Raw genomic sequence first — 25,235 nt, 5'->3', positions numbered from 1 at the left:
GGGGATCAGAGGATTTCGCTTAGCTGGCGGTCAGCCCAAGAGGTGTGCGATCCCGATTGATCAAGAGCCTTCTTATCAACATTTCGGCGATCAGCAGGTTGAGTATCCAGGCAATAATCATCATTCCGTCACGAAGTGGCCCCAGCGCCTCTGTCCCGGTCACGATAATCCAGCCGATGCCAAGGACGGCCTGCGTGGACGCGCCCTGGCCAATTGCATAGGCGCGAAACATTGCAGCGCCATGGCTTAAGTGATTACGAGACCTGATTGCGAACAGGGCCCATGTGATCAGGCCGATCATCGACAGGCTCAGCACAATCCGCGCCCAAAAGAGAGCTGGCCCCTGTATCTCTGCCGGAAGGGTATAGTGGGTGGTCATCCAGAGCCCGGTCAAAGCGCTTGCCAGCCCCGCGACAACCACTGTGCGGCCAACCCTGCGATGCAAGGCCGGAGTGTTCCGCCTCAGGCTTGGCAGGAATTGAAGCGCCCCGACAATGCAGAAAACAAAGCTGCTCAGGATATGGAGCACGATAGGCAAGGGATCGGTCATTGCACGCGGATTTTCGGGCGCAATGGCCGGACCACCGGCCAGTTCGAGGATCCGGAGTAAACCGCCGAAGGCCGGCACGAAGGAATAAAGCAGAATGGTCGCGAGGAGCGCCCATTCGCATCTGGTTACCGATCCCATTCAAATCCCTTTCGGTTGCTGTGCATCTGTAGACGCCGAGCACAGATTAGCTATGCGCCGATGGATGGTGTATTGCTGAAATTCGTCCATCTGTTATACGTCTATGGATGAACTGGCAGTCGATGTCCTTTGATTGGAATCAGGTGCGGGCTTTTCTTGCGACGGCCGAGGAAGGATCGTTCAGTGGTGCGGCCCGCGCCCTGAAGACGACCCAACCGACTATCGGGCGCCAAATATCAGGGCTAGAGGCTGCACTTGGCGTAACTCTGTTTGAGCGCACTGTCAGGGGACCGACCCTGACAGAGGCCGGGCGGGATCTTCTGGATCACGTGCGGGTCATGGGGGAGACCGCAACGCTGATTTCCACCGTTGCAGCGGGACAGTCCCAGGAAGTGACCGGAGAAGTTGCAGTCTCAGCCACCGATCTGGTGTCGGCGGTAATCCTTCCTGGCCTGCTTGGTGACCTGCGGGAGACAGCGCCGGGCATACACCTTCGGATCATTGCATCAAACGACATCTCGAACCTGATGCGGCGCGAGGCCGACATCGCGATCCGTCATGTCCGGCCCACGGAAGTCGACCTGATCGCGCGGCATCTGGGCGATTTTCGTGCGAACCTATACGCCGCTTCCGTTTATCTGGACAAAGCAGGACGCCCGCGCAATCCGCGCGCGCTGGCGGACCACGCCTTTGTCGGCAGTCCAAACTCCGACCAATTGGTGACGATTCTGCGTGACAAGGGTATCCCCGTGCACCGCGAAAATTTCGTGATGTCCAGCGAAAGCGGCATCGTCCAGTGGGAACTAGTCAAATCCGGCTATGGCATCACGTTTATGCCAGCGCTTCTGGGTGAGGCTACGTCCGGTATCGAAAAGGTGTTGCCGGAGCTCCCATCGCTTGAGTTTCCAGTTTGGTTGGTCACGCATCGCGAACTCAAAACAAGCCGTCGCATCCGGGTCGTGTTCGATTTTCTGGCACGAAAACTGACAGAGATCATCCGCACCAATCTGTGAGCGGATGTGCAGCCATGACTTTAATGAGCCTTGTGCACCCCCGAATGGTCGCGTTCTTCCCGGACTGTGAAGCGTGTCGCGATGCAACAAAATTGGCCCGCGGCGCATTTGTAGCGGAATGGTGCTCTGTACACTGTGCCGACATTGATCCATCAAAAATATTGGGTGATTGACGAATGGCAGCAATGCGGCGGCTGCGGCGCAGCATTTGACAAGGTGACGGAGGTCCGGATAGGGCCGAAAACGCCATTCTGGTTTCAGCTTACAAGGGTCCGACCAGGACTCGAAGCGGTCGCTCTCCTCAGTGTACAAAGCGACGATTTCCAAGGCCGCCAAGCTCTATGGCGCGGTCGGCGCTTCCAACTTCCAAGGCCGCGTCTCGGACCGTCACTTCGCAAACCCGGAAACGCTAGCGCATTGTTTTTCCGACTTTCCCGGATCTCGTCTAATTGTAAGAGCTGGGCTCTGAAGTCTTTTTCCCGGACCCGTTTGGAAATTGCCACAGGTTTGGCTTGAAACAGCGGTAGCTATGCGGGAGCGCGAAAGTCCGATAGCCATTGTTTTTATTATGTTATGCGGCTTCTCAAAACTCTCTCACAACCGTTTTGAAGGGTTCTCGAAATTGTACTGCATGCTGGCGGTTGGCTGCGGATTTCCGCGAACTGTGCATGACCGAGCGACAAGTTGATCGGTGCCGTTGCACCGCCGTTTGCCCTTTAGCCCGATGTTATTGCGCGCTTTTCCACCAAATCCCAGGCAATCCCGGATATTCCGACTTTGTGGCAGGACCGGGTGACAAACTGCATTCAGTCAAAACGCCAAAGCCCCGTTGCAGAGAACGGGGCTTTGGTGTGAAGAGGCGGCTCGCTCTGGTCTGTTTCACGAAGGCGTCCAAACCGGACGGCTTGCGGGATCCTCCGGTTACTTCCGGTAGGTCTTGCCGTTAGCGTCGAACAGGTGAAGCTTCTCCCGCTCGGCCTGGAAGCGCACCTTGTCGCCGCGGCCGATGGTCTGGTGGCCGCTGAGCTTGGAAATGATCGGCTCGCCTTCGGTCAGGCCCTCGACATAAAGCAGCGTGACCTCGCCGAGATGCTCAACCAGAGACACGGTGCCTTCGAACAGGAAATCGTCGCCGGTCGAGATCGAGAGATCCTCGGGCCTGACACCGAAGGAGGCCTTCTTGCCCTTCTCGCTTGCGGGCACTGCAATGCCTGTGTTGACCTGCTTTCCACCGGCCAGCGAAACGGCGGCGCTGTCGCCGGTCTTTTCGATGGTGGCAGGAATGATGTTCATCGCCGGCGATCCGATGAACTGGGCGACGAACAGGTTGGCAGGCCTGGAATAGAGCTCCATCGGCGGGCCCACCTGCTCGATGTAACCACCGGACAGCACCACGATGCGATCCGCCAGTGTCATGGCCTCGACCTGGTCATGGGTCACGTAGATCATGGTGGTTTCGGGCATGGATTCGTTGAGCTTGGAAATCTCGATCCGGGTGGCAACACGCAGCGCGGCGTCGAGGTTGGACAGCGGCTCGTCGAACAGGAAGACCTTCGGATTGCGGCAGATGGCACGGCCGATGGCCACGCGCTGGCGCTGGCCACCCGAGAGCGCCTTGGGCAGGCGATCAAGATAGGGTCCAAGCTGCAGGATGTCGGCGGCGGCGCGCACCCGCCGGTCGATCTCCTCATTGGTCTCCTTGGCGATGCGCATGCCGAAGGCCATGTTGTCATAGACCGTCATGTGCGGATAGAGCGCATAGGACTGGAACACCATGGCAATGCCGCGCTTGGAAGGCGGCACGTCATTGACGACCATTCCGTCGATCTCGAGCGTGCCACCGCTGATCTCCTCAAGACCGGCGATCATCCGCAGCAGGGTGGACTTGCCGCACCCTGACGGGCCGACGAAGACGATGAATTCGCCCTGTTCGATCACCAGATCCACACCATGGATCACCTCGACGGCTCCGTAGGACTTCTTCAGGCCCTTTAACAGCAGACCAGCCATGTCATTTCCTCCCCTTCACGCCTGATATGGCCTCACCCGAGCCTGGCGAAAAAAGCATCGTAGGGTGATAGTTCAATTGTATCGGCGCGCAGGAATCCGGAGAATCCATGGCCGTCCAGCGGCTCGACTTCACCAGCCGGGCGCGCGATGATCTGGGTTTCCTCGCTCAGATTGAAGGCGCAGAAAATTGCTTCATTGCCGTCACGGCGGACCATCGAAAGCACCTGATCACCGGACTCGTGAAACTCCAGACTGCCCTTGGCCAAAGGCCGGTGTGCCTTGCGGAACGTCAGCAGGCGCCGGTAGTGGTTGAGCATCGACCCCTGAACATGGTCTTGCGCGTCGACCGCGAGATGACGGTGTTCGGGGGGCACGGGAAGCCAGGGCTGGCCGATGGTGAAGCCGGCGCTCTGTTCGTTCTCGGACCAGACCATCGGAGTCCGGCAGCCATCGCGCCCCTTGAAATCGGGCCAGAACTGGATGCCGTAGGGATCCTGCAGATCCTCAAACGCCAGATCCGCTTCGGTCAGCCCAAGTTCCTCGCCCTGGTAGAGGCAAACCGAACCACGGAGTGACAGGATCAGGCCGGCAAGCAGGCGCAGGAAGCGGTCACGGTCATTGACGTTGTCACCCCATCTGGTGGCATGGCGGATGACATCATGATTGGAGAACGCCCAGCAGGCCCAACCTTCAGGGGCGGCAGTGATAAAATCGGTCATGACCGTGCGGACACGATCAACCGTGACCGGCGCCTTGGAGAGAAACTCGAAGGCGTAGCACATGTGCATCTTGTCGGTGCCGGATGTGTAATCGGCAACGATCTGCAGCCCACTTTGTGCGTCGCCGACTTCGCCCACTGCCGTGGTGCCGGGATACTCATCGAGCAGGGCGCGAAAGCGCTTCAGGAACTCGATGTTTTCCGGACGGTTCTTGTCGTAGATGTGAAGCTGGTGATTGTAGGGATTGACCGCCGGGGCAATCGAGTCGTTGCGCAATTCCCTGGCCAGCGGCGGGTTGTCGCGCAGTTCCTTATCGTGGAAGTAGAAATTGATGGTGTCGAGCCGGAACCCGTCGACGCCCCGGTCGAGCCAGAAGCGCACCACATCGAGCAGCGCATCCTGGACTTCCGCGTTGTGAAAATTCAGATCCGGCTGCGAGGTGAGAAAATTGTGCAGGTAATACTGCTCGCGCTTGCCATCCCATTGCCAGGCAGATCCGCCGAAGATCGACAGCCAGTTGTTGGGCGGGGTACCATCGGGCTTGGGCTCGGACCAGACATACCAGTCGGCCTTCGGATTGGTGCGGTCCAGGCGGCTTTCGATGAACCAGGGATGCTGGTCGGACGAGTGGGAGAGCACCAGATCGATGATGATGCGGATGCCGTGGTCGTGGGCGACTTTGACCAGATGATCGAAGTCACCAAGCGTGCCGAACATGGGTTCGACATTGGTGTAGTCCGACACATCGTAGCCGAAGTCCTTCATCGGCGAGGTGAAGAACGGCGAAATCCAGATTGCATCAACCCCAAGCGAGGCGATGTAGCCGATCCGTTCGGCAATGCCGATCAGATCGCCGATCCCGTCGCCGCTGGTGTCCTGATAGGACCGCGGATAGACCTGATAGATCACGCCGCCGCGCCACCAATCGGCGTCCGGTATGATTTCGGAGCCGGGTTGCGAGCGCTTGCCGGCAAGAGTCATGGTTTTCATAAAAGCCTCGTTATTTCACGGACCCGGCCAGAAGGCCGCGCACGAGATATTTCTGCATGGCGAAGAACACCGCCAGCGGGACCGCAATCGACACGAAGGCGGAGGTTGCGAGAATCTCCCAGTTTCCACCCCGTGTGCCCAGCAATTCGACAATCTGCTTTGTCATCACCGTGGTTTCGCCTGTCGCATCGATCAGGAAGACGAGCGCGACGAGAAGATCGTTCCAGGTCCACAGGAACTGGAAGATGGCGAAGGAGGCCAGAGCCGGAAACGACAAAGGCAGGATGATCTTGACGAAAATCTGGAAGTCGGTGGCACCATCAACGCGGGCGTTTTCGATGATATCGCGCGGAAGGCCGACCATGTAGTTGCGCAACAGATAGATCGCCAGCGGCAGACCAAAGCCGGTATGGGCGAGCCACACCCCCAGATAGCCTTTGCCGATACCGATGTCGTTGTGCAGTTTGAGCAGCGGGATCAGAGCCAGTTGCAACGGCACCACCAGCAGGCCGACAACCGCGGCAATGAGCAGAGACCGGCCGGGGAACCGCATCCAGGCCAGCGCGTAGGCGGCAAAGGCGGCGATCACGATCGGGATCACGGTGGCGGGAATCGTGACTGTCAGCGTGTTGAAGAAGGCCTTGGCCATGCCCTCGCGGTTGCTCGGATCGAACAGCACGAACCGGTAGTTCTGCAAGGTGAATTCAGGCGGCGTGGTGGCCGTGGTGAAGACACGCGGAAGACGGCCGTCACCGAAGCTCTGCGGCGCCGAGAGGCGGAATGCGCCATCGACGGCGACGCTGAGCATCTGGCCATCGCGCAGATCGACGACCTCGCCGGGCTCATAGGCTTCGGGCGCGCGCGAACTGGTTCCCCAGCGGCTGATGGTGGCATCCGTGGTGTCGAACAGACTGCCCTCAATGACGAATTCGCCGTCGATCTCCGCCTCGTTGCCTGCGATGCGGATCGCCGGTGCCTGACGTTCCTGTGTGAACAGCGCCATCCACCAGCCGGTGTTGGCGATCTGGTCGGCCGTGCGGAACGAGGACACGAACAGGCCGACGGTGGGGAACAGCCAGAGCGCCACGAGGGCCACGACCGATATGTGGACGGCCCAGGTGAGAGGCGATTTTTTCGATGATGATGCGTGCATCCCGGCCTCCCTCAGCGCGTTTCTTTGCGGGCGTTGTAGACATTCCAGACCAGGATCGGGGTGACCAGCAGCATGATGATCATGGCGCTGGCGGAGCCAACGCCCCAATCATTGGCGCGGAACAATTTGTCGTACATGTAGTTGGCCAGAACCTGGGTTTCCCATTGCCCGTTGGTCATGGCGAAGACGATGTCGAACACCTTGAGCACAACGATGGTGATGGTGGTCCAGACCACCACGATGGTGCTCATGATCTGCGGCACCTTGATCTTGAAGAAGATCTGGAACGGGTTGGCACCGTCAATGACTGCCGCCTCGACGGTCTCTTCGGGAATGCCGCGCAGGGCCGCCGACAGGATCACCATGGCAAAGCCGGTCTGGATCCAGATCAGCACGGTCATCAGGAAGATGGAATTCCAGAACGGGATCGTCAGCCAGGTCTGGGGTTCGCCATAGGGCAGCGTGGCGGAGATCAGCGACAGGATCGCGCCCAGTGTCTGCCAGATCAGCCAGGCGCCGATAATGGCGCCGACGATCTGCAGCAGCAGTCCCCACCAGTGGGACTCGCCATGGCCTTTCTCCCGCCCGAGCAGCGGCCGCAGTGTCTGGTAGATGGCATAGGCAATGGCGAGGATGAAGACGGCCAGCAGAAGCAGAGGTAGGATCTTCAGAATGAGCGTTGAAAAGGACCCCTCCCCGAAGCTCAGCCAGACCGCATTGAGCACGCCGATCTGATCCTGATCAGCGGGACGGGTGTCGTAGACCAGCTTCCAGATGACCGCGGCGCCGACAAAGGAAATCGCCATCGGCATGAAAATCAGCGATTTGGCGATGCCGCCCCAGCCGATGCGGTCGGTGAGCTGAGCCGCAAGCAGGCCGAAGCCGGTTGAGAAGGCCGGCACGATGATCAGCCAGAGCATGTTGTTGCTCACGGCTTCCCAGAATTTCACGTCGCCGAACATCTTGGAGTAATTGGCGAGGCCGACAAAGGCGCCACCGGCATCACGGTCGGTGACCGACAGCCACAGCGTGGCGAACACCGGATAGGCGAGATAGAGGCCGAGCGCGAAAAGTGCGGGAAACAGAAACAGCCAGGGCCTTATCTGATTGGCCCGGTTGATGTTGCGTCCGGCATTCTTGCCGGTGGCGGGGAAGAGGACCTTGTCGAGGAACTGATTGGAAAAATAGAAATATCCAATGCATCCGCCGACGCCGACGATGATGGTGATAATACCCTGAATTGCCGGATGCATCCTACCCTCCCCAAAAGTCCGTTTGACCCCGAAAGACCGTTCAAATGGAGATCCCGGCCAATTGCCGGGACCTCCCGATTTGCAAGAGCTGTCCGCCTATTTGAGCGAGTCCCAGGATTTCTGGATAGAGTCGGCCACATCTTCGGCAGACCGGCCGCCGGTGTAATCGACCATACCGGTCCAGAAGGAGCCGGCGCCAACGCCGCCTGGCATCAGGTCGGAGCCGTCGAAGCGGAACGTGGTCGCGCCGAGCAGCACGTCATTCATCTTCTTGAGGGTCGGGTCGCTGAACAGGGCCGTGTTGACGCCCTTGTGAGGAGTCAGGAAGCCCTTCTGTGCCATCCAGACCTCATGCGCGATCGGCGACTTGAGGAACTCGATCAGCGCCTGGGCGCCGGGGCTGTCATTGGTGATGGCCCACAATGTGCCTGCACCGAGAACCGGCTTGCCGAGATCCTTGCCTTCATAGGCGGGCATGTAGAAGAAATCCGCATCGGTGCCAACCTGGGTGCCTTCGGGGAAGAAGGCGGGGATGAAGGAAGCCTGGTGGTGCATGTAGCACTGCGGCGGCGAGGAGAAGAGACCCTTCGGGCTGTCGCGGAAATCGGTGGTGGCGACCGCGCCTGCACCGCCGGCGACAAAGGCGTCATTGCGGGCGAACCAGCCGAATTCCTCAATCGCGCCGATGACGGCCGGGTCGGTGAACTTGACCTCGTTGGAGACCCATTTGTCGTAGACATCCGGGGTCTGGGTGCGCAGCATCATGTCTTCGACCCAGTCGGTCGCCGGCCAGCCGGTGGCACCCCCCGATCCCAGGCCAATGCACCAGGGCGTATCGCCATCGGCGACAATCTGTTCGGTCAGCGCCTTGAGCTCTTCCATGGATTGGGGAATTTCATAACCCGCATCCTCAAAGTTCTCCGGAATGTACCAGACCAGCGACTTCACATCGACCTTGTAGAAAAAGCCGTAGAGATTGTCCGAACCGTCCTGGCCGGCATAGGTGCCCAGATCGACCCAGGACTGGCCGGCAGCGTAGTTTTCCCTGACCCAGTCACCGGTGCCTTCAGGCAATGGCGACAGGAAGCCGCGCCTGGCCATGTCGGCGGCGAGGCCGGGCTGCGGGAAGACAGCAATGTTCGGAGCCGAGCCGGCTTCCGCATCGATCATGATCTGCTGCTCGAAGCTGTCGGAGCCGACATATTTCACGTCCGCGCCGGTGGCTTCGGCGAAATAGGCCAGCACCGACTCGGCGAATTCCTGGTCCGGCCCGAGCCATGGGCCGAATACGGTGACTTCCTCACCATCGAGCTGGAGGGCCTTGAGGGCTTCATAGCTCTCCCAGTTGAAATCCCCCTCGCCGGGCGTGAACTTGAGATCGGCGGCAAACGCCGTTCCCATGGTCAGCGCAGCGGCTGCGGCGCTTAGCAGAAGCATCTTTTTCATCGAATTTCTCCTCCCGGCCATTTCCGGCCTTCTCATGAAGCTGAATGCATTTTCATCGCCGGTGCCTCGGCTTTCCCAAAGCGCTTTGGCTTGCTTCCAGAGGATTACGTGTGCCTGCCTGAGTCAAGCGCAAAAGTCGCGAACAGAGACAAAATTCCCGGATTTGCTGCACTGCGAAGTGATTTTCGCGCTGCAAAATCAAATTTTCAGGCTTTTTTTGGGGGGAAACCTTTGATTTGCTATGGACTTGGCTTGCGAGGAGGAGTGATGTTGAGCGGAAATTTTCAAAGCGCTTTGAAGGACCCGGGCGGTTTGCTGTGAACCTTAAACAACTCTCCCAACTGCTGGATCTTTCCCAGACGACGATCAGCCGTGCCCTCAACGGCTATCCCGAAGTCAATGAGAAAACACGTCTGCGGGTGCTCGAGGCCGCGCAAAGCCACGGCTACAAACCCAATTCGAATGCGCGCAAGCTGGCAACCGGCAAGGCCGGCTCGATCGGTTATGTGCTGCCGGTGGGCCGCAATGTCGATCTGGACCCGCATTTTGTCGAATTCCTGTCAGGCCTGGGCGAACATGCGCTGTCGCATGAGATCGACCTGTCGCTGACCCCTGCCCCCTATGAGCGCGAGACCGAAGCCTATGGGCGGATCGCGGCGAGCCGTTCGGTGGACGGGGTCTATCTCTCCTCGATGCGCAATGATGACCAGCGCATTGCGCTGATGAAGAAACTGGGCGTTCCGTTTCTGGCCCATGGCCGGGCACTGAAACCGGCCGATGGCTACGCCTTCATGGACATCGACAATGAAGGCGCGTTTCACGACGCGACGCGGCTGCTGCTGCAACTGGGCCACCGGCGGCTGGCCTTCATCAATGGCGATACGGATTTCAGCTTTGCCGTGCACCGGCTCAACGGTGTCAAACGGGCGATGACAGCCTTCGGGCTGACGCCGGACGCACTGGTCGCCCATTCGGCTGCGATGAATGAGGAGAACGGCTACAATCTGACGATGTCCCTGTTTGCCGGCTGCGATGCCAGCACGCGGCCAACCGGCATCCTCAGCGCCTCGATGTTCACCACGCTGGGGATCGTTCGCGCGCTCAACCAGCTGGGGCTGCGAATGCCCGATGACGTCTCGGTGATCTCCCATGACGACGTGTTCCCGTTTTTGAAACCGGAAAGCTTTTCGGTGCAGCAGACCACCACGCGCTCCTCGATCCGGGCGGCGGGCGCACGCATCTGCGCTCGCCTCGTCGACATCATCTCCGGCGTAGAGCGCGAACCGGTGCAGGAAATCTGGCCGGTGGAACTGATCGTGCGGGCCTCGACCGGCCCCGCGCCGGCGGAGCGGAAACCGGTCCGCAGCAGATCACCGCAAGCAGCGGAGTAGCGGGCTCGGCGAGACGGCAAAGCTTGGCCGGAATGGGCTGGATGCAGGTTTTTGCTGCACCATGATCAAGGCCTGTTGTGCGAACTAAGCTTGCGCCTGAGAGGAACAATCCGATGACTGCTTCATTGCCGTGTTCAAATCAAGCCAAGGCGAGACAGTGATGCTCATTCACAATGCTGGTCGATCAGAAACCGGTTTCCGTCCGGATCTGTGAGGCGAGTATGCACAGGCCCCAAGCCCTCGGGACCACAGTTCTTGTCTAGCCTCAGGCCGGCAGCCTTGTTTTTACACAGCGAGACTGATCGAAAAAGCACCGGGTTTCATTGCAGAGGGCCTTTCGGTTTTCAATCGTTCTTCAGCCGCGCTTCCAGGTCTTCCCGGATCTGTTTTGGCGTGGCAATCCGCTTGAAGATGATCGCCCCGGCAATGCTTCCGGACAGAAAGAAAATGATGAACAGGGCAACGCCCCAGAGGCCGCCAAGTGCAACCCAGACTGCCAGTCCGGCCAGGGCGGATGCAAAGGGGATCAGGAACTTCAACCAGGGTGCCATCCGCTTTTCCATCACCTACATAATCAGGGTCACCGCACCGATAATCAGAAGTGCAGCAGTTCCGGCGGCCGATACAAATCGCCCGGCCTTCTTCCAAGCGGGTGCGTTCGTATCGTCGAACAGGACAATCGGGTGAATGAGCCTCAGCAGCACCAATACGATGCCGTAGGCATGGAGCAGATGATCCTCTATTCCCCGAAGCTCCATCAGCAGCAACAAGAGGATTGCGACTGCCGCATATTCCGACAGATTGCCGAACCGCCTTATGGCCAGGGCCATCGCAGCGTTGCCGCCATCCCCCAGGGCCACCCCGGTTTTCCCGCGCATGACTCCCGTCCACGTTGACAGCGCCGCCATGAGCAGTGCAATCGCCGCCGCGTAGATCGGTGTAATTGTTACCGCTGTCATTCTAGGTCCTCTTCAGAGCTTTCTTGTAGCAATGGTCTGCGACTTTGCGCCATTGCGCCTGATCGGCCTCGCCAACGACGATCCAATCCTTCATCGGCGGCTTTGTCTTGAACGGCGCCAGATGCTGCCAATGAGACAGACCCAACATGCTGACATCAGCCTCGCGGCCGACACGTGCGCCAAGCCCGATGCCGCCGCCCTTGGTCGAGAAAAAGACAAACACCTTTCCCCTGCACAGCAGCGCATCGGCAGACATCATGCGCCCGCTTTCAATGTCGGAATGCGCCGCCATCATGGCCCGAACCAGCTTGTACCATTCGGTTTTGAGCCTGTCGTCCATGACATTTTCTCTTGAGCCGCAGCATGAGTATGGTATTTATATATGTTAGTCAACATTGATAAAATGATGCGCTTGAAACCCGACGACAAACAAAGGCTGGTTGAGAAAATACGATCCGGCGCGGCGAAGGCCTTTCGGGCGCACGGCTATGACGCCGTGAACCTTGATGCGGTGATGAAGCAATCCGGACTGACGCGCGGTGCGTTTTATGCGCATTACAAAAGCAAGCAGGCCCTGTTTGCCGATGTTGTCCGGCATGAACATCCGCTGCTGAGGATGCTTGAGGAAAGAGGCGGAGCCGACGCAAGGACACTCTATTGCGAGATGTGCACTATCTTTGAAGGATATTTGGGACCCGACAATCTGGAAGAAGTGTTTTCCGGTTGTTCACTTGCCGCGCTCATAGGCGATGTTGTACGGGCCGGTCCCGAGGTGAAGGCAGGTTTTGATCAGGCCATGCAGGACACCTGCGCAGCCATGGCACTTGGCCAAGACCACCCGGCAAAGCACTATTTGCCAGCCCTTGTGCTTGCAACGGCGGCTGTGAGAAATGCACAGGCCTCGGCAGACCCGGACTTGCGGTCCGAGATCCTAAACGGTGCGCATTCGGCCTTTCTTGCTCTTTTGCCGAAACCGGCAGAGGCCCCGGCATGAGTGATTTCCCCAGGACAACCTGTCAATTCCTCGCCGATCTGCGGGACACCAACACCCGCACTTGGTTCGACGCCAACCGTGACCGGTACGAGAGGGAATGGTTTGGGCCGGCGCAGAGGTTCGTCGAAGCAATGGCGTCACCGATGTCCGGGCTTTCGCCGCATCACAAGGCTGTGCCAAAGGTCAACGGATCCATTCGCCGGCTGCACAGGGACATCCGGTTTTCAAAGGACAAGACGCCCTTTGATCCCCGCTTGCACATGGTTTTCTGGACTGGCGGCCATCCCAGCCGATCGCCGGCAATCCATATCGTGCTTCACCCAGACCACACCGGCTTTGGCGCGGGCCAGTTCGCCTTTGGAAAACAGGAACTGGAGCGGTATCGGCAATGCGTTTCGCAAAATGCCGGAAAGGCCGACGAGCTTCTTTCCATTCTGAGCCAGCTTGAAGCCTGTGGATGTGCCTTGACGGATGAAACCCTCAAAAAGGTTCCGCCCGGCACAGACGTCGCGCCACACCATGAAGCATTGGTGAAACGCAAAGGTCTGGTGGCGAAAACGCATGGCTCCCGTCACCCGCCCGATCGCCTTTGTGACCGGCCCTTCATGCAGCAGTTCCTTGAAAGTGCTGCAAGCCTCAACAACTGGCTTTGCAGGGCTGCCGGCGGCGACGAGAGCAAGGTTCGGGGAAACTGACCGGCTCCGTTGCCGGATTGCATTCGCGGCATCTTGTGCCCGCGGGCGGAATGGGTGGGAACCGGACCACTGCTGCAAGGTCTGACAAGGGCAGCCAAGCGAACAAACCAGCCCTTTGCTGATAAAGATCCGATGGCCGCTCTCCCACCATAGGCTCGTATCAAAACAACGTTGTTGCGAAACCGGATCTTCTTCCTAAAATGAGCCGAGGAGGAACGGTTATGTTGCCAAAGCAGTTCACCGGTGGGTGTGCGTGTGGAGCAATCCGATACAAGTCCGAAGGTGTCGCCCGCTACATGGGCAATTGCCATTGCCGTGATTGTCAGCAGGCGACTGGAAGTGCCTATTTTCCGGCAGTTCTGGTGAAACAGTCGGATTTCAAGCTCGAAAGAGGGGATCCAAAATGGTTCGAGCGCCGGGCAGATCGCGGACATGCAATGCTTCGCGGCTTCTGCTGTGAATGCGGGTCACCGCTGTTTCTGATCAACAAGGCAAGTGAGGGAGCAATGATCCTGTTCGCGGGAAGTCTGGACGATCCGAGCTGGTACGCCCCGAGCCGTGACATTTACGTGCAGAGCGCGCAGCCTTGGGATCAAATGGACCCCAGTCTCCCAAAATCAGATGGATTGCCTGGCTAATTTTGCCAATGGTGCTGTTTTTTTGGTATCAGTCGCAAGCTGACGTTCAGGCCGAAAGCACAGCCGGTGATCAGGCAGCTCTGGGTGGGAAGCCGATCAGCTTCGTTGCGGGATTGCATTCGCAGCATCTTGCGCACGCGGGCGATTTCCTTGCCGCCTTCCCGCCTGGCACCCACGCAAACTGGCGGTCAGTTGAGAGGAAAGTCGTATGTTCGGTGTCGTGGCACTTATCACTTTGTTCCTGCCATGGATCCTTGTCCCGGCGATGGCAATCCTGATCTGGCTGTTGCGCCGGCGGCTTTTGCGCGCGTCACTGGCTCTGGCAGCGCTGGTGCTGGTGGCAGTGGCCCACTCGCGCGAGCTTCTCTATGATATCGGTCTGGGACTGCCCCATCCAGACGAAGAATCGGGCGCACTGATCAGTGCCTTTCGTGCGTTGGTATATGCGACCGAATGGTATGCTTGGCAGATCCTGGCCCTTGCAGCCGTGTCGGCGGCCTTGCTGTCCTGGCCCCTACCAGACGGGCTGGGCAAGCGCGTGCTGGCCGTGATGGTGGTGGTGGGGCTCGGGGTATCGGCCGCGCTGACCTGGTCGTTCACGGGGATGCGGTTCAACTGATCCACAGGCTGGGCCCTTCGCTCCGATGTCTCAGGAGAGTTCTGATCCGTCGTTCGCCGCGCCGAGAATGAAAGTCCACTCAGGGCAAAAGCACCAAAGCTCGTTGGTCAGTTTGGGGGGAAGCCGATCAACTTCGCCGCAGGATTGCATTCGCAGCATCTTGCGCAAACGGCTGGTCATCATGAGGTTTTCGTGCGGTGGAAATGCGCACAAAGCGCCGGACCACCTGAGCCAACCAACGACAGTCCTGCCGCGCGTCAGCTCTCCGGCTTGCCCCGCGCGTTGCGCTGGCGGATGGCGCGGAGTTTGGCCACTCTTTGCAAATCCTCGGCTTCATCGCTCTCGTCAACGATCTCGGTGCCGAGCAGGGTTTCGATGACATCTTCCATGGTCACGAGGCCGGATGTGCCGCCATATTCATCTTCGATGAGGGCTATATGCGCCTCGTTTTCCATCAACAGATCGAACAGCTTGTCGAGGTCCGTCTCTTCCGGGATGCGCTGAATGTCGCGGGTGAAATCGGAAACGGTCTTGTCCCTGCCATCGCGCAAACCGGCCAGAAGAAGATCGCGGGTGAGCACAAAGCCCTTCACGTCATCGATGTTTTCGCCGGTGACGATGAAGCGGGAGACCGGGAAGGTATCCCGGTCCTTCACAACGGAACCGACGGTCTCCTCCGCGCCAAGATGCTGGATGACCGTGCGCGGCGTCATGATCTCGCTGGCTTCGATTTCCGACAGGCGGAACAGGTTGGTGACAACGCGCGTCTCGTCTTCCGCCACGACACCGAGGCGCTGGCCCGCGGTGGTCAGCGCCGTGATCTCCTGGCGCGAGACTTCCGCGTGGCGGTCGCCACCCGTCAACAGCCGCGTCAGCGCCTGGCTCATCCACACCAGGGGCAGCTGGATGATGATCAGCCAGGGCAAGACCCGGACCGCAAACGGCGCCAGGGCGCGCCAGTAGGTGGCGCCGAGCGTCTTGGGAATGATTTCGGAGAGAATGAGAATGGCAAGCGTCAAGGCGGCGGAAAAGATGCCGACGCCGGTGTCGTCAAACACCAGTGCGGCCTGCGCACCGGCGCCGGTGGCGCCGACGGTGTGGGCAATGGTGTTGAGCGACAGGATGGCGGCAAGAGGGCGTTCGATATCCGCCCGCAAGGTCCTGAGTTGTTTGGCAAGACCCGGCCGCTCTTCCTCGGCACCTTCGACAAAGGACGGCGTGATCGACAGCAGCACTGCCTCGAGGATCGAGCACAGAAACGACACCCCGATGGCAAGCAGCACGAAGATAATCAGCAATGTCATCGCGGGGTCCCTGGCGTTCTCTTTCCGTCGCTGAGGGTGTTATCGCACCTTGCGCGAGATGCCAAGGATTGCAGGGGGTGGGGGCGTGGGTTGGCTGGCTGCAAAGGGCGGGGAGCAGTCTTTCGCTGCGGGCTGCGCCAAGGTCCGCTATGCAGGACGATGTAGAGTACACCAAACAAACTGGACCCTCTCAGTCACACATCTGGCCTTCGATAGGCTACTTCAAGATGCTGGAAAATCCATCGGGTCCGGCCAAGAAATCCAGAAAACTTCTCACCTTCGCAGGCAGATAGCTGCGATCAGCATAGATGGCCTGAATATGTAATTTCGGCCACGCGATCATCGGCAGTACGGCTTCAAGTCTGCCGTCTTCTATATCGTCCTGAGCGGCCCAGTTCGGAAGCATGGCAAAGCCCATGCCAGCAACAGCCGCTTGATGGAGAATGCTCTCGTTGGCGCTCACCAAGATTGGCCTGAGTTTGACATCTACCCCGTCTTCACCGCCGAACTTGATCCGGCCGTCCGCAGCTACCTGATCATAAGCAAGCATAGGCGCGTTGTTGAGATCACCGGTGGTTTTGGGACGGCCAAAGTTATCCAGAAAAGCAGGGGCAGCTACCAGTTGAAACGTAACATCTGCCAGTTTTCGCGCGATCAAGCCCTCATCCAACTTAAACGCAACACGCAGTGCCAGATCGACACCCTCTTCAACCATGCTTATCTTGCGGCCACTTAAGTCGACATCAAAAGTCACATGCGGGTTTAGCTGATGATAGGCGGTCAATAGTTTCGCAAAGGCCGGATTGGACATCCAGACAGGCATCGACATTCTGAGCGTACCGCGCGGCGAAAGACTGTTTGAGATCAATTGCGCTTCGGCTTTGGCTAGCTCGTCAAGCAAAGGGCGGATCGTTTGCAGGTACTGCGCGCCAGCCTCGGTCAGACTGACGTTCCGGCTGTTGCGATTGAGCAGGCGCGCACCGACGCGCGCTTCGACATGTTTGACGTGTTTGCTGGTCATCGCAGGCGAGAGGCCAAGGCGCTCCGCCACGGCAGAGAAGTTTTTGTGTTCAGCGACTTCGGCAAAAACACGCAGGCTCAGAAGTGTGTCCATTATCAACTCACAGTAAACGGTAGACCAATAAATAGCCTAATGATGCCTCTAGGGGAATGGTTTATTTCTGATCTCATCCCAACACGCTAAAGAAGCGGTTTTTAGGAAGAGAACGACATGACAACGATTGACACGAACCCCGTACAAGCCGGCAAGGGCTGGACTATTGGCCTATGGGGCGCCCAAGGCCTTTTGGCCGCAATGTTCCTGATGGCAGGCTCGACAAAGCTGATGTCCGGATCGGCCGAATTGGTCGCGATGGGTATGGGCTGGGCGGAAAACGCGCCCTTATTCCTGATCAAATTCATTGGCCTTGCCGAGGTAGCAGGCGCGCTTGGCCTGATCCTGCCATCTGCGACACGCATCATGCCGCATCTGACGAAACTGGCCGCGACCGGTCTGGCCGTGATCATGGTTCTGGCCGCTGGCCTGCACATCACACGCGGCGAATTCGAAGTGGTGCCGGTCAACGTGATCCTCTTTGCACTGACCGCATTTGTGATCTGGGGCCGCACCAAGAAGGCACCGATCGCACCGCGCGCTTGACCCACCCTGACGCGCCCCAGCCTCTCCCGCCGGGGCGCCTTTTCTTCTGCAATAGGTCGCCATCCCATGCTCAATTCCGTGCACCTCACCAAAACAAACCTTTCCCCGCAATATGACCGCGTGTCGTGGGGGGTGGTCGAACTTCAGGTGACCGACCTTGATCGTGCGATTGAATTCTGGAGCTCGGCCCTGGGGTTGATCGAACGCGATCAGTCAGCGTCCGGCATCGCACTCGGAACAAGGGATCGCACACTGATCGTCCTTCATTCCGGCGCGGATACCCCTGTCGCAGCCCCTTACACGGGCATGTATCATGTCGCGATTGGCGTGCGCAGTCAGGCCGAATTTTCCCGCATGCTTGCCCGTTTGATCCAACTGAACGTGCAAGTCGGGCCGACGGATCACTTGATGGCGAAATCGCTGTATCTCCAAGATCCTGATGGCCTGGAGATCGAGATTACCTATGAGACACCTGAAAGGTTTGGCCATTTCGGCGATATGTCTAAGGGCCTGACTTTGTACAGTGTTAACGGCGAAGCCCATTCTGGGCGCGGACCGCTGGATGTGAGGGCCGAACTGTCACATGCGGCGGGCACAGACCCGATGGCACCCTTGGCGGACGACAGCTACCTCGCGCATCTGCACTTCAAAGTCCCAGCACTTGAGCCTGCTTTGGAATGGTACGAGACCCTTGGATTTGAGCGTCACCTGACGCTGGACGCTTGGGGCTTTGCCGATATGGGCGCGGGCGCTCCCAACACGCACCGTTTGGCCATGAATATCTGGGCCGGCCCCAATAACCCGCCTATGCCGCAAGGTATGGCTGGGTTGGTGCACTACGAATTGATCACACACAGCGAGATTGTCGCCTCACCACATCTGCGCCAAGACGGCGATGCCTTGCGCGGAACCGATCCAGCAGGCGTCGCAGTTACCCTTCGCAGTGCCAAATAGGGGCGCCTCATGACAAATTCCCCGACATCCTACCGCCCCGCACAGATCGTTTTGCACTGGGTCGTTTTCGCGGCCATCTGGGTGCAATGGCTTATCAACGAGCCTATGAAACGCACCATAGAGGCGATGCAGACTGGCGCTACGTATGCAGGCAACGACATGACCATGGCCTGGGTTCATGTAGGCTTTGGATCGACGATCTTTTTTGCTGTGATGGCACGGCTTTATCTGCGCTACCGCTTTGGTGCGCCTGGTCACGCCCCTGGCACATCCCCGACGCAGGCCAAGATTGCCACAATTGTACACTGGTCGCTTTACGGAACACTGATTGGCATAGTGATCACGGGTGGGATGACATGGAACGGTGTCGCTGATTTGGGCTATGTGCATTGGCTTTTGAATATTGTGCTCTTCGGCCTGATCACCGCCCACGCTGCTGCGGCCATTTTTAACCAGTACGTGCGCAAGGACGGCACGCTGGCGCGGATGATCCCTGCCATTAAGAAGTGAAGATATCGCCCGAGACGCGACGGAAAATCATGGCTCGGCGTGTCGGTACAACAAACACATTTGCTTGGGCAAAAAATGCAACGTTTCTTCGCCGCGACCTCACCGTATCTCACATGGGCAGTGCTTGCTTCGCTCGGGATCATGATGACGTTCACCGCTCTGACATCCGATGATCCGCGGATTTTCCACCAACTTGTGCACCCATCCGGTGAAACCTCCGCAAGGCTGTTGATTGTTGCGATGATGGCGACCCCTCTGGCGATGCTGCTGAAGGGATGGCGCGGACCGCAATGGTTGAAACGCAACCGCCGCTATTTGGGCGTCGCCTCTTTTGGCTATGCCCTGCTGCACACAATATTCTACCTGCTGGATAAGGCGTCACTGACAACAGTCGTTGATGAGCTGCCGCGTCTTTACATCTGGACGGGCTGGGTGGCCTTCCTCATTTTTGTGCCGCTGGCTCTGACGTCCATGGATTACTTCGTGCGCAAAATGGGTACGTGGTGGAAGTGGTTGCAACGTTGGACCTACGCCGCCGCCGTGCTGACATTGGTGCATTGGGCCGCTTTGCATAACTGGAATGGCGCCGCCCCCGCCCTGATCCACTTTGGTCCCCTGATCGTGCTTGAGGCCTACCGTATTTGGTACTGGTATCTGCGGCCACGACCCGTCGTGGCATAGTGATCAGCTGAAGATCGAAGATCAACCTATCACGCAAAGCGAAGTGGTTGGTTTCTAGAGCCACGGTGCCACTCGTTATTCTTGCGTTCGATACTTGAGGATGAGACCTGACATTAACAGATGGAGCGCGCATGTCCGCTCAGGGCCGAAAGCCCCCCGCTCCCGGTATCCCGATAGCGCGCGCTCCCTAAATGCCACCCTCAAAAACTCGGCGGCTTGATTCCATGCGCGCGCATGGCGGCGGTCACGGTGTTGGCCATCAGCATGGCGATGGTCATGGGGCCGACGCCGCCGGGGACCGGGGTGATGGTGGATGCCACTTCGGCGCATTCATCGAAGGCGACGTCGCCGACGAGGCGGGTCTTGCCTTCGCCACGCTCGGGCGCGTCGATGCGGTTGATGCCGACATCGATCACGGTGGCGCCGGGCTTGACCCAGCCGGCCTTGACCATCTGCGGGCGGCCGACGGCGGCGACCAGAATATCGGCGTTGCGGCAAACGGAGGCGAGATCCTTGGTGCGCGAGTGGGCGGTGGTGACGGTGGCGTTGGCGGCCAGCAGCAATGCCGACATGGGTTTGCCGAACAGGTTGGAACGGCCGATGACCACGGCGTTGAGACCGGAGAGATCGGGGCCGTGGGTCTGGCGCACGAACAGCATGGCACCGGCCGGGGTGCAGGAGATCAGCCCGCCCTCGAGATCGCCGGTCATCAGCTTGCCGGCATTGACCACATGCAGGCCATCGACATCCTTCTCCGGCCTTATGGACTGGATCACCGGGTCGGAATTGAGACCGTCAGGCAGCGGCAGCTGCACCAGGATGCCGTGAATCTCGGGATCCTGATTGAGGGTTTCGACCAGCGCTTCGAGCTCGGCCTGGCTGGTGGTCTCGGGCAGGGTGTGCTGGACGGATTTGAAGCCGCACTGCTTGGCCATGCGGCTTTTCGAGGAGACATAGACGTGGGACGCGGGGTCATTGCCGACGATGACAACGGCGAGCCCCGGGCGCACGCCGGTTTGTGCCTCGAGCGCGGCGCTGGCCGCGGTTACCTGTTCCACAACGCCGGCGGCAACGGCTTTTCCGTCAATCACAGTGGCCATTTGAGCATTCTCCCGTTCTTCAGGCGGCGCGGGCCCTGCGTGGACCAGCGCTCAATTGCGGATCCCGATTCCGCATCGACGAGGCGGACCCTAAGCGATCCGGGCATCAATCCGATAGCTTCAATGCGTCCTTGGACGTCAAAAAACAAGTGTTTCGGGCAAGGCGCGGCTCAGGCGCGGCGGCGTGCGGCCGGATGACCGCCAATGCGGGAGCGGAGCTTGTCCATCTGGCGGCGAATGCGGTCGACCTCAGAATCACGGGGGGCGTCGCCGGCGGGGACTTGACCCTGGTGGCCGTGCTGGCTTGCAGGCTGGGTTGGCGCAGGGGCTGGAACAGGCTCAGCAGCCAAAGCGGGCTGCGGCGCATAGGCCGGCGGTACTGCCGGGTGCATGGCGGCTGCAAGCGGCTGATGCGGCATCACCGGCGCCGGGGCCGGCCAAGTTGGCGAACCGGGATAGGGAACGGCGGGGTGTTGGGCCGCAGGATAAGCATAGGCCTGCTGGGCGGGATACCCAGGCTGCGCCACCGGCTGCTGGTAAACCATCCCGGCATGCGCGAAGCCCGGCATGACACCTCCCTGATGGGGTGGGACGGCATCATATGGCGCCGGATGAGCGAAGCCTTGCTGGTGCGGCTGGTGATAGGGCTGCGGATGGGGCGGATAGGCCGGGGGCGCAGCGGGCTGGACCTGTTGCTGCAGATGAGGTTGCAGCGGCGGTTGGGCAGGCGGCGTCTCAACAGGTTGCTTTGGTCGCACATCGGAAATTGCCTGCGCAGCGGCATCAGCCATTTCCTGCGCCATTGCGTCTTCAAGCTCTGCTTCAGCCCGGCTCGCGGCATAGCCGGCCGCGCGCCCCTGCGCAGCTCGTGCATTGTGAGCGGTTGAAGCGTCACCCTGGTCCGGCCAATGGTTGCGATTTGGGCCTCGGGGCGGAACCCGGGGACCAGGAAAGGGTGGGTTCGGAGAAAGCCTGCGCCCGCCCGGTCTTTTGCCAGTGGCGCCGAACGCGCGAATGCTTTCCATAGCTCCGGCCAACAGAGCCAAGCCCAGGCCGACGAAAAAGCCACCGACCATTCCGCCCACAGCAATGAACTTGCGCGACGGTCCCATCGGATTGAGCGGCGCCTCGGCCGGGGAGATCACGCGGACATTGCGGGTCGACAGGTTCGAGCGCTCACTGGTCTCACGGGACCGTCTGAGGAATGCCTCATAGATCTCGCGGGTGGCTGTTGCCTTGCGCTCGAGTTCGCGCAACGTGACGAACTCGACGGACTGGTCCATGGCTCGGCTCTTGGCCACCGCCATCTGGCTCGCAAGCTCCTGCTCGGTCTCCACAGCGCGTTGCAGTTCACTCTGCGAGCTGGCGACGATACGGCGCAGCTCACGGGTGATTTCGGCGCGGATGGTTTCCAGGGATTGCCTTGCCGACACATATTGCGGATGGCGCGGGCCAAGGCGTGTCGCCAGGGAATCCGCGGTGGATTTGGTCTGGGTGTATTGCTTGCGCAGATCGACCAGATTGGACGACAGAAACTCCTCGGGGAAGGATCCGGAGAGGACCTCCTCGGGGTCCGCCTTGGCGAGGTTCTGGGCCTTGACGCGAACACCGACCTTGACCGCGCGGGCATTGGCCAGCTGATCACTGATGGCGAGGATTTCCTTGTCGTCAATGGACTGGCCACCGCCGACACCGACGATGCCGTTCTCGGCCTTGAAGCGCTCGACTTCACGCTCGGCCTGGTCAAGATCGGCGCGCAGCGCATTGATGCGCGTATCAATGGCTTCGGAGGTGCGTTCGAGCAGGCCGGACTGGGCCGCACCTTCGGAATCCAGATAGGTGTCGACAATCTTGTTGGCGATCAGAGCGGATTTTTCGGGATCCCGGGTGTCGACACCGACGATGATCACGAAGGTCTGGGTGTCGCGCGACACAGAAACGGCGTCGCGGAGATGCTCAAGGGCAATCTGTTCGGCATCCGAGGCCGGGTCCTTGCCAGTGATGATTTCCTTGATAATGGCGATTCCGCCACTCAACCCGCCGGCTGACAGAGAGCCGTTGAACTCGGCGTCCTGGGCAAGGCCAAGCTCGGCGATCACCTGTTCGAGAACACTGGTCGAGGACAGGATCTGCAACTGGCTGTCGATGATCGCCAGGATTGCCTCGGTGGAGAGCTGCTGGTTGCGCACATCGTCCTCGGTCACACGGACCTCGCGCGGATCCACAAACAGCCGGCTTTCGGCATAATATTTGTGTGGTGTCGCAAGAGCGATCATCACCCCCACAACCGCACCGAGAATGGTGGCGACGGCAATCAGATTGCGCCAGCGCCAAACCGCGGCGATCAGGATCGATGGGTCAAGCAGGGGCCGCTCATCCGGACCATCCCAGGATTGCGGCGCGGGCTGCGCCCATTCGTCTTGATGACCAGACGCTGCTTTGTCTGCCGGATAGAGCGCGCGCTCGCGTGAAGGTCCGGGCGCCACGGGCTCGAATGTGTCCGCGTCCCCGGAGCGCTCCTTTGAGCTGCCGGAGCTTCTGTCCGGTGGAGCAACGCCGCCCACCAATTGCGCGATGCGAGCGCCAAACGAGCGGGGCGTTGTTGGCGCGGCCTGTGGTTCGGGGGCAGACACAGCCTCTGCCGGCTGTTGCCTGGCCTGGTCATTGCCAGCAAAGCGGGAGGTGGAAACCCGCGGGCTGCCCTTCGCTACGGTCAGCAATGAACCCGCAACCGGTCTTGGTGCAGATGTGGGCGCAGACGCAAGCACAGATCGCGACCCGGCGCGCGGAACAGCGCCGTGTCCGGAAGGCGCTTCCGGGGCGTGATCCAGCATAGATCCCACGCGGGATCGATGCCTTCGGTCGTTTGTGGAATCATCCATGTCTGGCCGGAGCGCCTCTGTTGGCGAGATTTCATCTTCGTTAAGGCAGTCTATAAATTCATGGGTAACAAATGGTTAATGTTCCCGGGAAAAGCTCCTTTTCCGCCAATTATTCCGTGAATTAGCCCGGTGAGGCGACGGTTCCAAATCAGCTCTCAATGTTGACCCAAAGCTGTATCCAAACGCCGAATTAACGTTTTTCCAGTAGGGTTTGCAGGCTGAAACATGGTTTGCACGCAACGCAAACGCATTGCCCCCGGATAGAGATGATCGCGCGCCTGAAACACCTTGCCGACACATACAGGGCCTCAATCCGCGCCTATCTCTCGATGATCGGCGGATCAGTGGGCCGGCTGGTGATTTCGCTGGTCTATTTCATTGCGATCGCAAACACGCTGTCGATCTCCGATTTCGGACTGTTCGCCACCGCATCGGCTTGCGGGATCATGCTCTCGCGGCTGATGGCGTTCGGCTTCGTTTCCCCACTCTACCGGATCGCCACCGTGAAACAGCGGTTGCTTGGCGTCTACACCGCCGGGTTTCTGGCCGGTCTGGTGCTCTCATTGCCGGTTATCGCGCTTGCCGCCTGGGCAACCCACTGGCTGATCTTCAACGATCAGATGGCACTCGCAACATTTGCGAAAATCATCGTGGCCGAAGTGCTGTGCTGGCGGATCATGGAGATCGTCGTCATCATCAGCTACGGGGTAAACCGGTTTGGCGCCGGTTCCTCGCTGGTAGTGGCGGCGACCGCGCTCAAGACCATCGCAGCTGTTCTCTTCGCCTGGCTGGCAGATGGCTCGCTTTCCACCTGGGGCTGGTACTATTTCGGCGCCAATGGCCTGGCGGCACTGCTGGCGGTGGTGTTTTTCTACCCCCGTGTCAGGCTTCGGTGGAAACCGGTGCTGTACATCCGGCGCTGGGTCGATGCGGTTTCGGTGGCAGGTGCCGAGATGCTGTTCTACATACAGTCAGAGCTCGACAAGGTGCTGGTGCTTTCGCTCGGTGGCGCTGAAGCCGCAGGCATCTATGCCATTATCATGCGGCTTGTGGATCTGACGGCGCTTCCGGTCCGCGCCTTCCTGACCTTGCTGACACAGCGGCTGATGCGCACTGCCACGCTGCTTGAAAGTGTAAAGACCCGGATCATGCTGGAGGGCGGAGTTGCCGCCATCTCGACCGCAGGGCTTCTGGGCATGGCGGGCTTCCTCTGGATCTTCCCCAATGCACTGGGCAAGAACGTGGCCGAGGTTGCGCCGATGCTTGTTCTGGTGGCTCTGGTCCCGGCGTTCCGCAATCTCATCGAGTATCACTCGGAATTGCTCTACGCCACCGGCCGCACCGTGATCCGGATGCTGGTCCTGACTTCGCTGGGCGCGATGAAAGCGCTGCTTCTGGCCTATGTGCTCGGCTTGGGGGCGGAGATCCCGGTCTGGGTGCAGATGATGAACGTCTTGTTCTTCGTGCTCTACGTCCAGTCCGCGCTGCTCACCTACCAGGCGCTGCGCAGCAACCGGAAACGGCCGATCTGAAGCCGCAGGGCGAGTTCTTGCGTGTGGCGGCGCTCACGCCAGGC

24 protein-coding genes are annotated in these 25,235 nt (G+C 59.6%); 11 read left to right on the top strand and 13 right to left on the bottom strand.

All coding sequences use genetic code 11. The annotated features are described in order from the left end of the window. Positions 1 to 19: 19 nt before the first annotated feature. Complete coding sequence (locus HPDFL43_RS03705) at positions 20 to 688, bottom strand: DUF2306 domain-containing protein (RefSeq protein ID WP_007195908.1); 669 nt, start codon at positions 686 to 688, stop codon at positions 20 to 22. A 122-nt stretch (positions 689 to 810) separates the two neighbouring features. Between HPDFL43_RS03705 and HPDFL43_RS03700 the strand changes: the two genes are divergently transcribed. Then, positions 811 to 1,701 carry a LysR family transcriptional regulator gene (locus HPDFL43_RS03700; RefSeq protein WP_245271093.1) on the top strand — a complete coding sequence of 297 codons (891 nt, stop codon included), beginning with the start codon at positions 811 to 813 and terminating at the stop codon, positions 1,699 to 1,701. A 921-nt stretch (positions 1,702 to 2,622) separates the two neighbouring features. Here HPDFL43_RS03700 and HPDFL43_RS03695 read toward each other — a convergent pair. From HPDFL43_RS03695 to HPDFL43_RS03675, 5 genes are all read right to left on the bottom strand, one after another. Beyond that, the gene (locus HPDFL43_RS03695; RefSeq protein WP_007195906.1) at positions 2,623 to 3,711 is read right to left on the bottom strand and encodes an ABC transporter ATP-binding protein; all 1,089 of its coding nucleotides are present in this window, start codon (positions 3,709 to 3,711) and stop codon (positions 2,623 to 2,625) included. Between the two features lie 32 nt (positions 3,712 to 3,743). Then, positions 3,744 to 5,420 carry a beta-galactosidase BglA gene (gene bglA, locus HPDFL43_RS03690; RefSeq protein WP_007195905.1) on the bottom strand — a complete coding sequence of 559 codons (1,677 nt, stop codon included), beginning with the start codon at positions 5,418 to 5,420 and terminating at the stop codon, positions 3,744 to 3,746. Between the two features lie 10 nt (positions 5,421 to 5,430). Then, positions 5,431 to 6,573 (bottom strand): carbohydrate ABC transporter permease, encoded by a 1,143-nt coding sequence (locus HPDFL43_RS03685; RefSeq protein WP_007195904.1) that lies wholly within the window; start codon positions 6,571 to 6,573, stop codon positions 5,431 to 5,433. Between the two features lie 11 nt (positions 6,574 to 6,584). Then, a complete protein-coding gene (locus HPDFL43_RS03680) occupies positions 6,585 to 7,826 on the bottom strand; it encodes a carbohydrate ABC transporter permease (protein ID WP_007195903.1) in 1,242 nt (413 codons plus the stop codon). 96 nt (positions 7,827 to 7,922) lie between these two features. After that, positions 7,923 to 9,272, bottom strand: a complete 1,350-nt coding sequence (locus tag HPDFL43_RS03675) for an ABC transporter substrate-binding protein (RefSeq protein WP_007195902.1) — start codon at positions 9,270 to 9,272, stop codon at positions 7,923 to 7,925. A gap of 317 nt (positions 9,273 to 9,589) precedes the next feature. On the opposite strand from HPDFL43_RS03675, the gene HPDFL43_RS03670 reads away from it, so the two are divergent. Beyond that, positions 9,590 to 10,663: a LacI family DNA-binding transcriptional regulator gene (locus tag HPDFL43_RS03670; protein ID WP_007195901.1), complete on the top strand. Its 1,074-nt coding sequence runs from the start codon at positions 9,590 to 9,592 to the stop codon at positions 10,661 to 10,663. Between the two features lie 344 nt (positions 10,664 to 11,007). Here HPDFL43_RS03670 and HPDFL43_RS03665 read toward each other — a convergent pair whose 3' ends face one another. The 3 genes from HPDFL43_RS03665 to HPDFL43_RS03655 are packed head-to-tail and all read right to left on the bottom strand — an operon-like array spanning position 11,008 to position 11,962. Beyond that, positions 11,008 to 11,214 carry a hypothetical protein gene (locus tag HPDFL43_RS03665; RefSeq protein ID WP_156970178.1) on the bottom strand — a complete coding sequence of 69 codons (207 nt, stop codon included), beginning with the start codon at positions 11,212 to 11,214 and terminating at the stop codon, positions 11,008 to 11,010. A gap of 15 nt (positions 11,215 to 11,229) precedes the next feature. Beyond that, entirely contained in the window at positions 11,230 to 11,622 is a 393-nt protein-coding gene (locus tag HPDFL43_RS21245; protein ID WP_007195899.1) for an MAPEG family protein, read from the bottom strand. A gap of 1 nt (position 11,623) precedes the next feature. Further along, positions 11,624 to 11,962, bottom strand: a complete 339-nt coding sequence (locus HPDFL43_RS03655) for a hypothetical protein (RefSeq protein ID WP_007195898.1) — start codon at positions 11,960 to 11,962, stop codon at positions 11,624 to 11,626. Positions 11,963 to 12,028: 66 nt separating this feature from the next. On the opposite strand from HPDFL43_RS03655, the gene HPDFL43_RS03650 reads away from it, so the two are divergent. The 4 genes from HPDFL43_RS03650 (at position 12,029) to HPDFL43_RS03630 (ending at position 14,568) form a co-directional block, all read left to right on the top strand. Beyond that, entirely contained in the window at positions 12,029 to 12,616 is a 588-nt protein-coding gene (locus tag HPDFL43_RS03650) for a TetR/AcrR family transcriptional regulator (RefSeq protein WP_169743221.1), read from the top strand. Next, positions 12,613 to 13,311, top strand: coding sequence for a TIGR02453 family protein (locus HPDFL43_RS03645; protein ID WP_007195896.1), 699 nt, complete (start codon positions 12,613 to 12,615; stop codon positions 13,309 to 13,311). The genes HPDFL43_RS03650 and HPDFL43_RS03645 overlap by 4 nt, the downstream gene beginning before the upstream one ends. Before the next feature lie 200 nt (positions 13,312 to 13,511). Next, positions 13,512 to 13,949, top strand: a complete 438-nt coding sequence (locus HPDFL43_RS22410) for a GFA family protein (RefSeq protein WP_425348824.1) — start codon at positions 13,512 to 13,514, stop codon at positions 13,947 to 13,949. A gap of 208 nt (positions 13,950 to 14,157) precedes the next feature. Continuing rightward, positions 14,158 to 14,568 carry a hypothetical protein gene (locus HPDFL43_RS03630; protein ID WP_007195893.1) on the top strand — a complete coding sequence of 137 codons (411 nt, stop codon included), beginning with the start codon at positions 14,158 to 14,160 and terminating at the stop codon, positions 14,566 to 14,568. A 257-nt stretch (positions 14,569 to 14,825) separates the two neighbouring features. Here the strand turns inward: HPDFL43_RS03630 and HPDFL43_RS03625 are convergent, their stop codons facing one another. Together HPDFL43_RS03625 and HPDFL43_RS03620 are read right to left on the bottom strand one after the other, a co-directional pair. After that, positions 14,826 to 15,872 (bottom strand): CNNM domain-containing protein, encoded by a 1,047-nt coding sequence (locus HPDFL43_RS03625; RefSeq protein WP_007195891.1) that lies wholly within the window; start codon positions 15,870 to 15,872, stop codon positions 14,826 to 14,828. Between the two features lie 217 nt (positions 15,873 to 16,089). Further along, complete coding sequence (locus tag HPDFL43_RS03620) at positions 16,090 to 16,986, bottom strand: LysR family transcriptional regulator (RefSeq protein WP_007195890.1); 897 nt, start codon at positions 16,984 to 16,986, stop codon at positions 16,090 to 16,092. A 117-nt stretch (positions 16,987 to 17,103) separates the two neighbouring features. On the opposite strand from HPDFL43_RS03620, the gene HPDFL43_RS03615 reads away from it, so the two are divergent. The 4 genes from HPDFL43_RS03615 (at position 17,104) to HPDFL43_RS03600 (ending at position 19,677) form a co-directional block, all read left to right on the top strand. After that, positions 17,104 to 17,532 (top strand): DoxX family protein, encoded by a 429-nt coding sequence (locus HPDFL43_RS03615; RefSeq protein ID WP_040449009.1) that lies wholly within the window; start codon positions 17,104 to 17,106, stop codon positions 17,530 to 17,532. A gap of 66 nt (positions 17,533 to 17,598) precedes the next feature. Further along, entirely contained in the window at positions 17,599 to 18,486 is an 888-nt protein-coding gene (locus HPDFL43_RS03610; protein ID WP_007195888.1) for a VOC family protein, read from the top strand. 9 nt (positions 18,487 to 18,495) lie between these two features. Then, a complete protein-coding gene (locus HPDFL43_RS03605) occupies positions 18,496 to 18,996 on the top strand; it encodes a cytochrome b (RefSeq protein ID WP_007195887.1) in 501 nt (166 codons plus the stop codon). Positions 18,997 to 19,071: 75 nt separating this feature from the next. Then, positions 19,072 to 19,677 carry a protein-methionine-sulfoxide reductase heme-binding subunit MsrQ gene (locus HPDFL43_RS03600; protein ID WP_007195886.1) on the top strand — a complete coding sequence of 202 codons (606 nt, stop codon included), beginning with the start codon at positions 19,072 to 19,074 and terminating at the stop codon, positions 19,675 to 19,677. A gap of 200 nt (positions 19,678 to 19,877) precedes the next feature. Here the strand turns inward: HPDFL43_RS03600 and folD are convergent, their stop codons facing one another. Together folD and HPDFL43_RS21240 are read right to left on the bottom strand one after the other, a co-directional pair. Next, on the bottom strand, positions 19,878 to 20,777 hold the full coding sequence (gene folD, locus HPDFL43_RS03595; RefSeq protein WP_007195885.1) for a bifunctional methylenetetrahydrofolate dehydrogenase/methenyltetrahydrofolate cyclohydrolase FolD: 900 nt from the start codon (positions 20,775 to 20,777) through the stop codon (positions 19,878 to 19,880). Between the two features lie 170 nt (positions 20,778 to 20,947). Next, positions 20,948 to 23,410, bottom strand: coding sequence for a GumC family protein (locus tag HPDFL43_RS21240; RefSeq protein WP_169743220.1), 2,463 nt, complete (start codon positions 23,408 to 23,410; stop codon positions 20,948 to 20,950). A 515-nt stretch (positions 23,411 to 23,925) separates the two neighbouring features. On the opposite strand from HPDFL43_RS21240, the gene HPDFL43_RS03585 reads away from it, so the two are divergent. After that, entirely contained in the window at positions 23,926 to 25,191 is a 1,266-nt protein-coding gene (locus HPDFL43_RS03585; RefSeq protein ID WP_007195883.1) for a lipopolysaccharide biosynthesis protein, read from the top strand. Positions 25,192 to 25,235: the final 44 nt, after the last annotated feature.

The sequence above is a fragment of the Hoeflea phototrophica DFL-43 genome, assembly GCF_000154705.2.
In the GTDB taxonomy this organism is placed as follows: domain Bacteria; phylum Pseudomonadota; class Alphaproteobacteria; order Rhizobiales; family Rhizobiaceae; genus Hoeflea; species Hoeflea phototrophica.
This window is presented reverse-complemented; position numbering and strand designations above follow the sequence as displayed.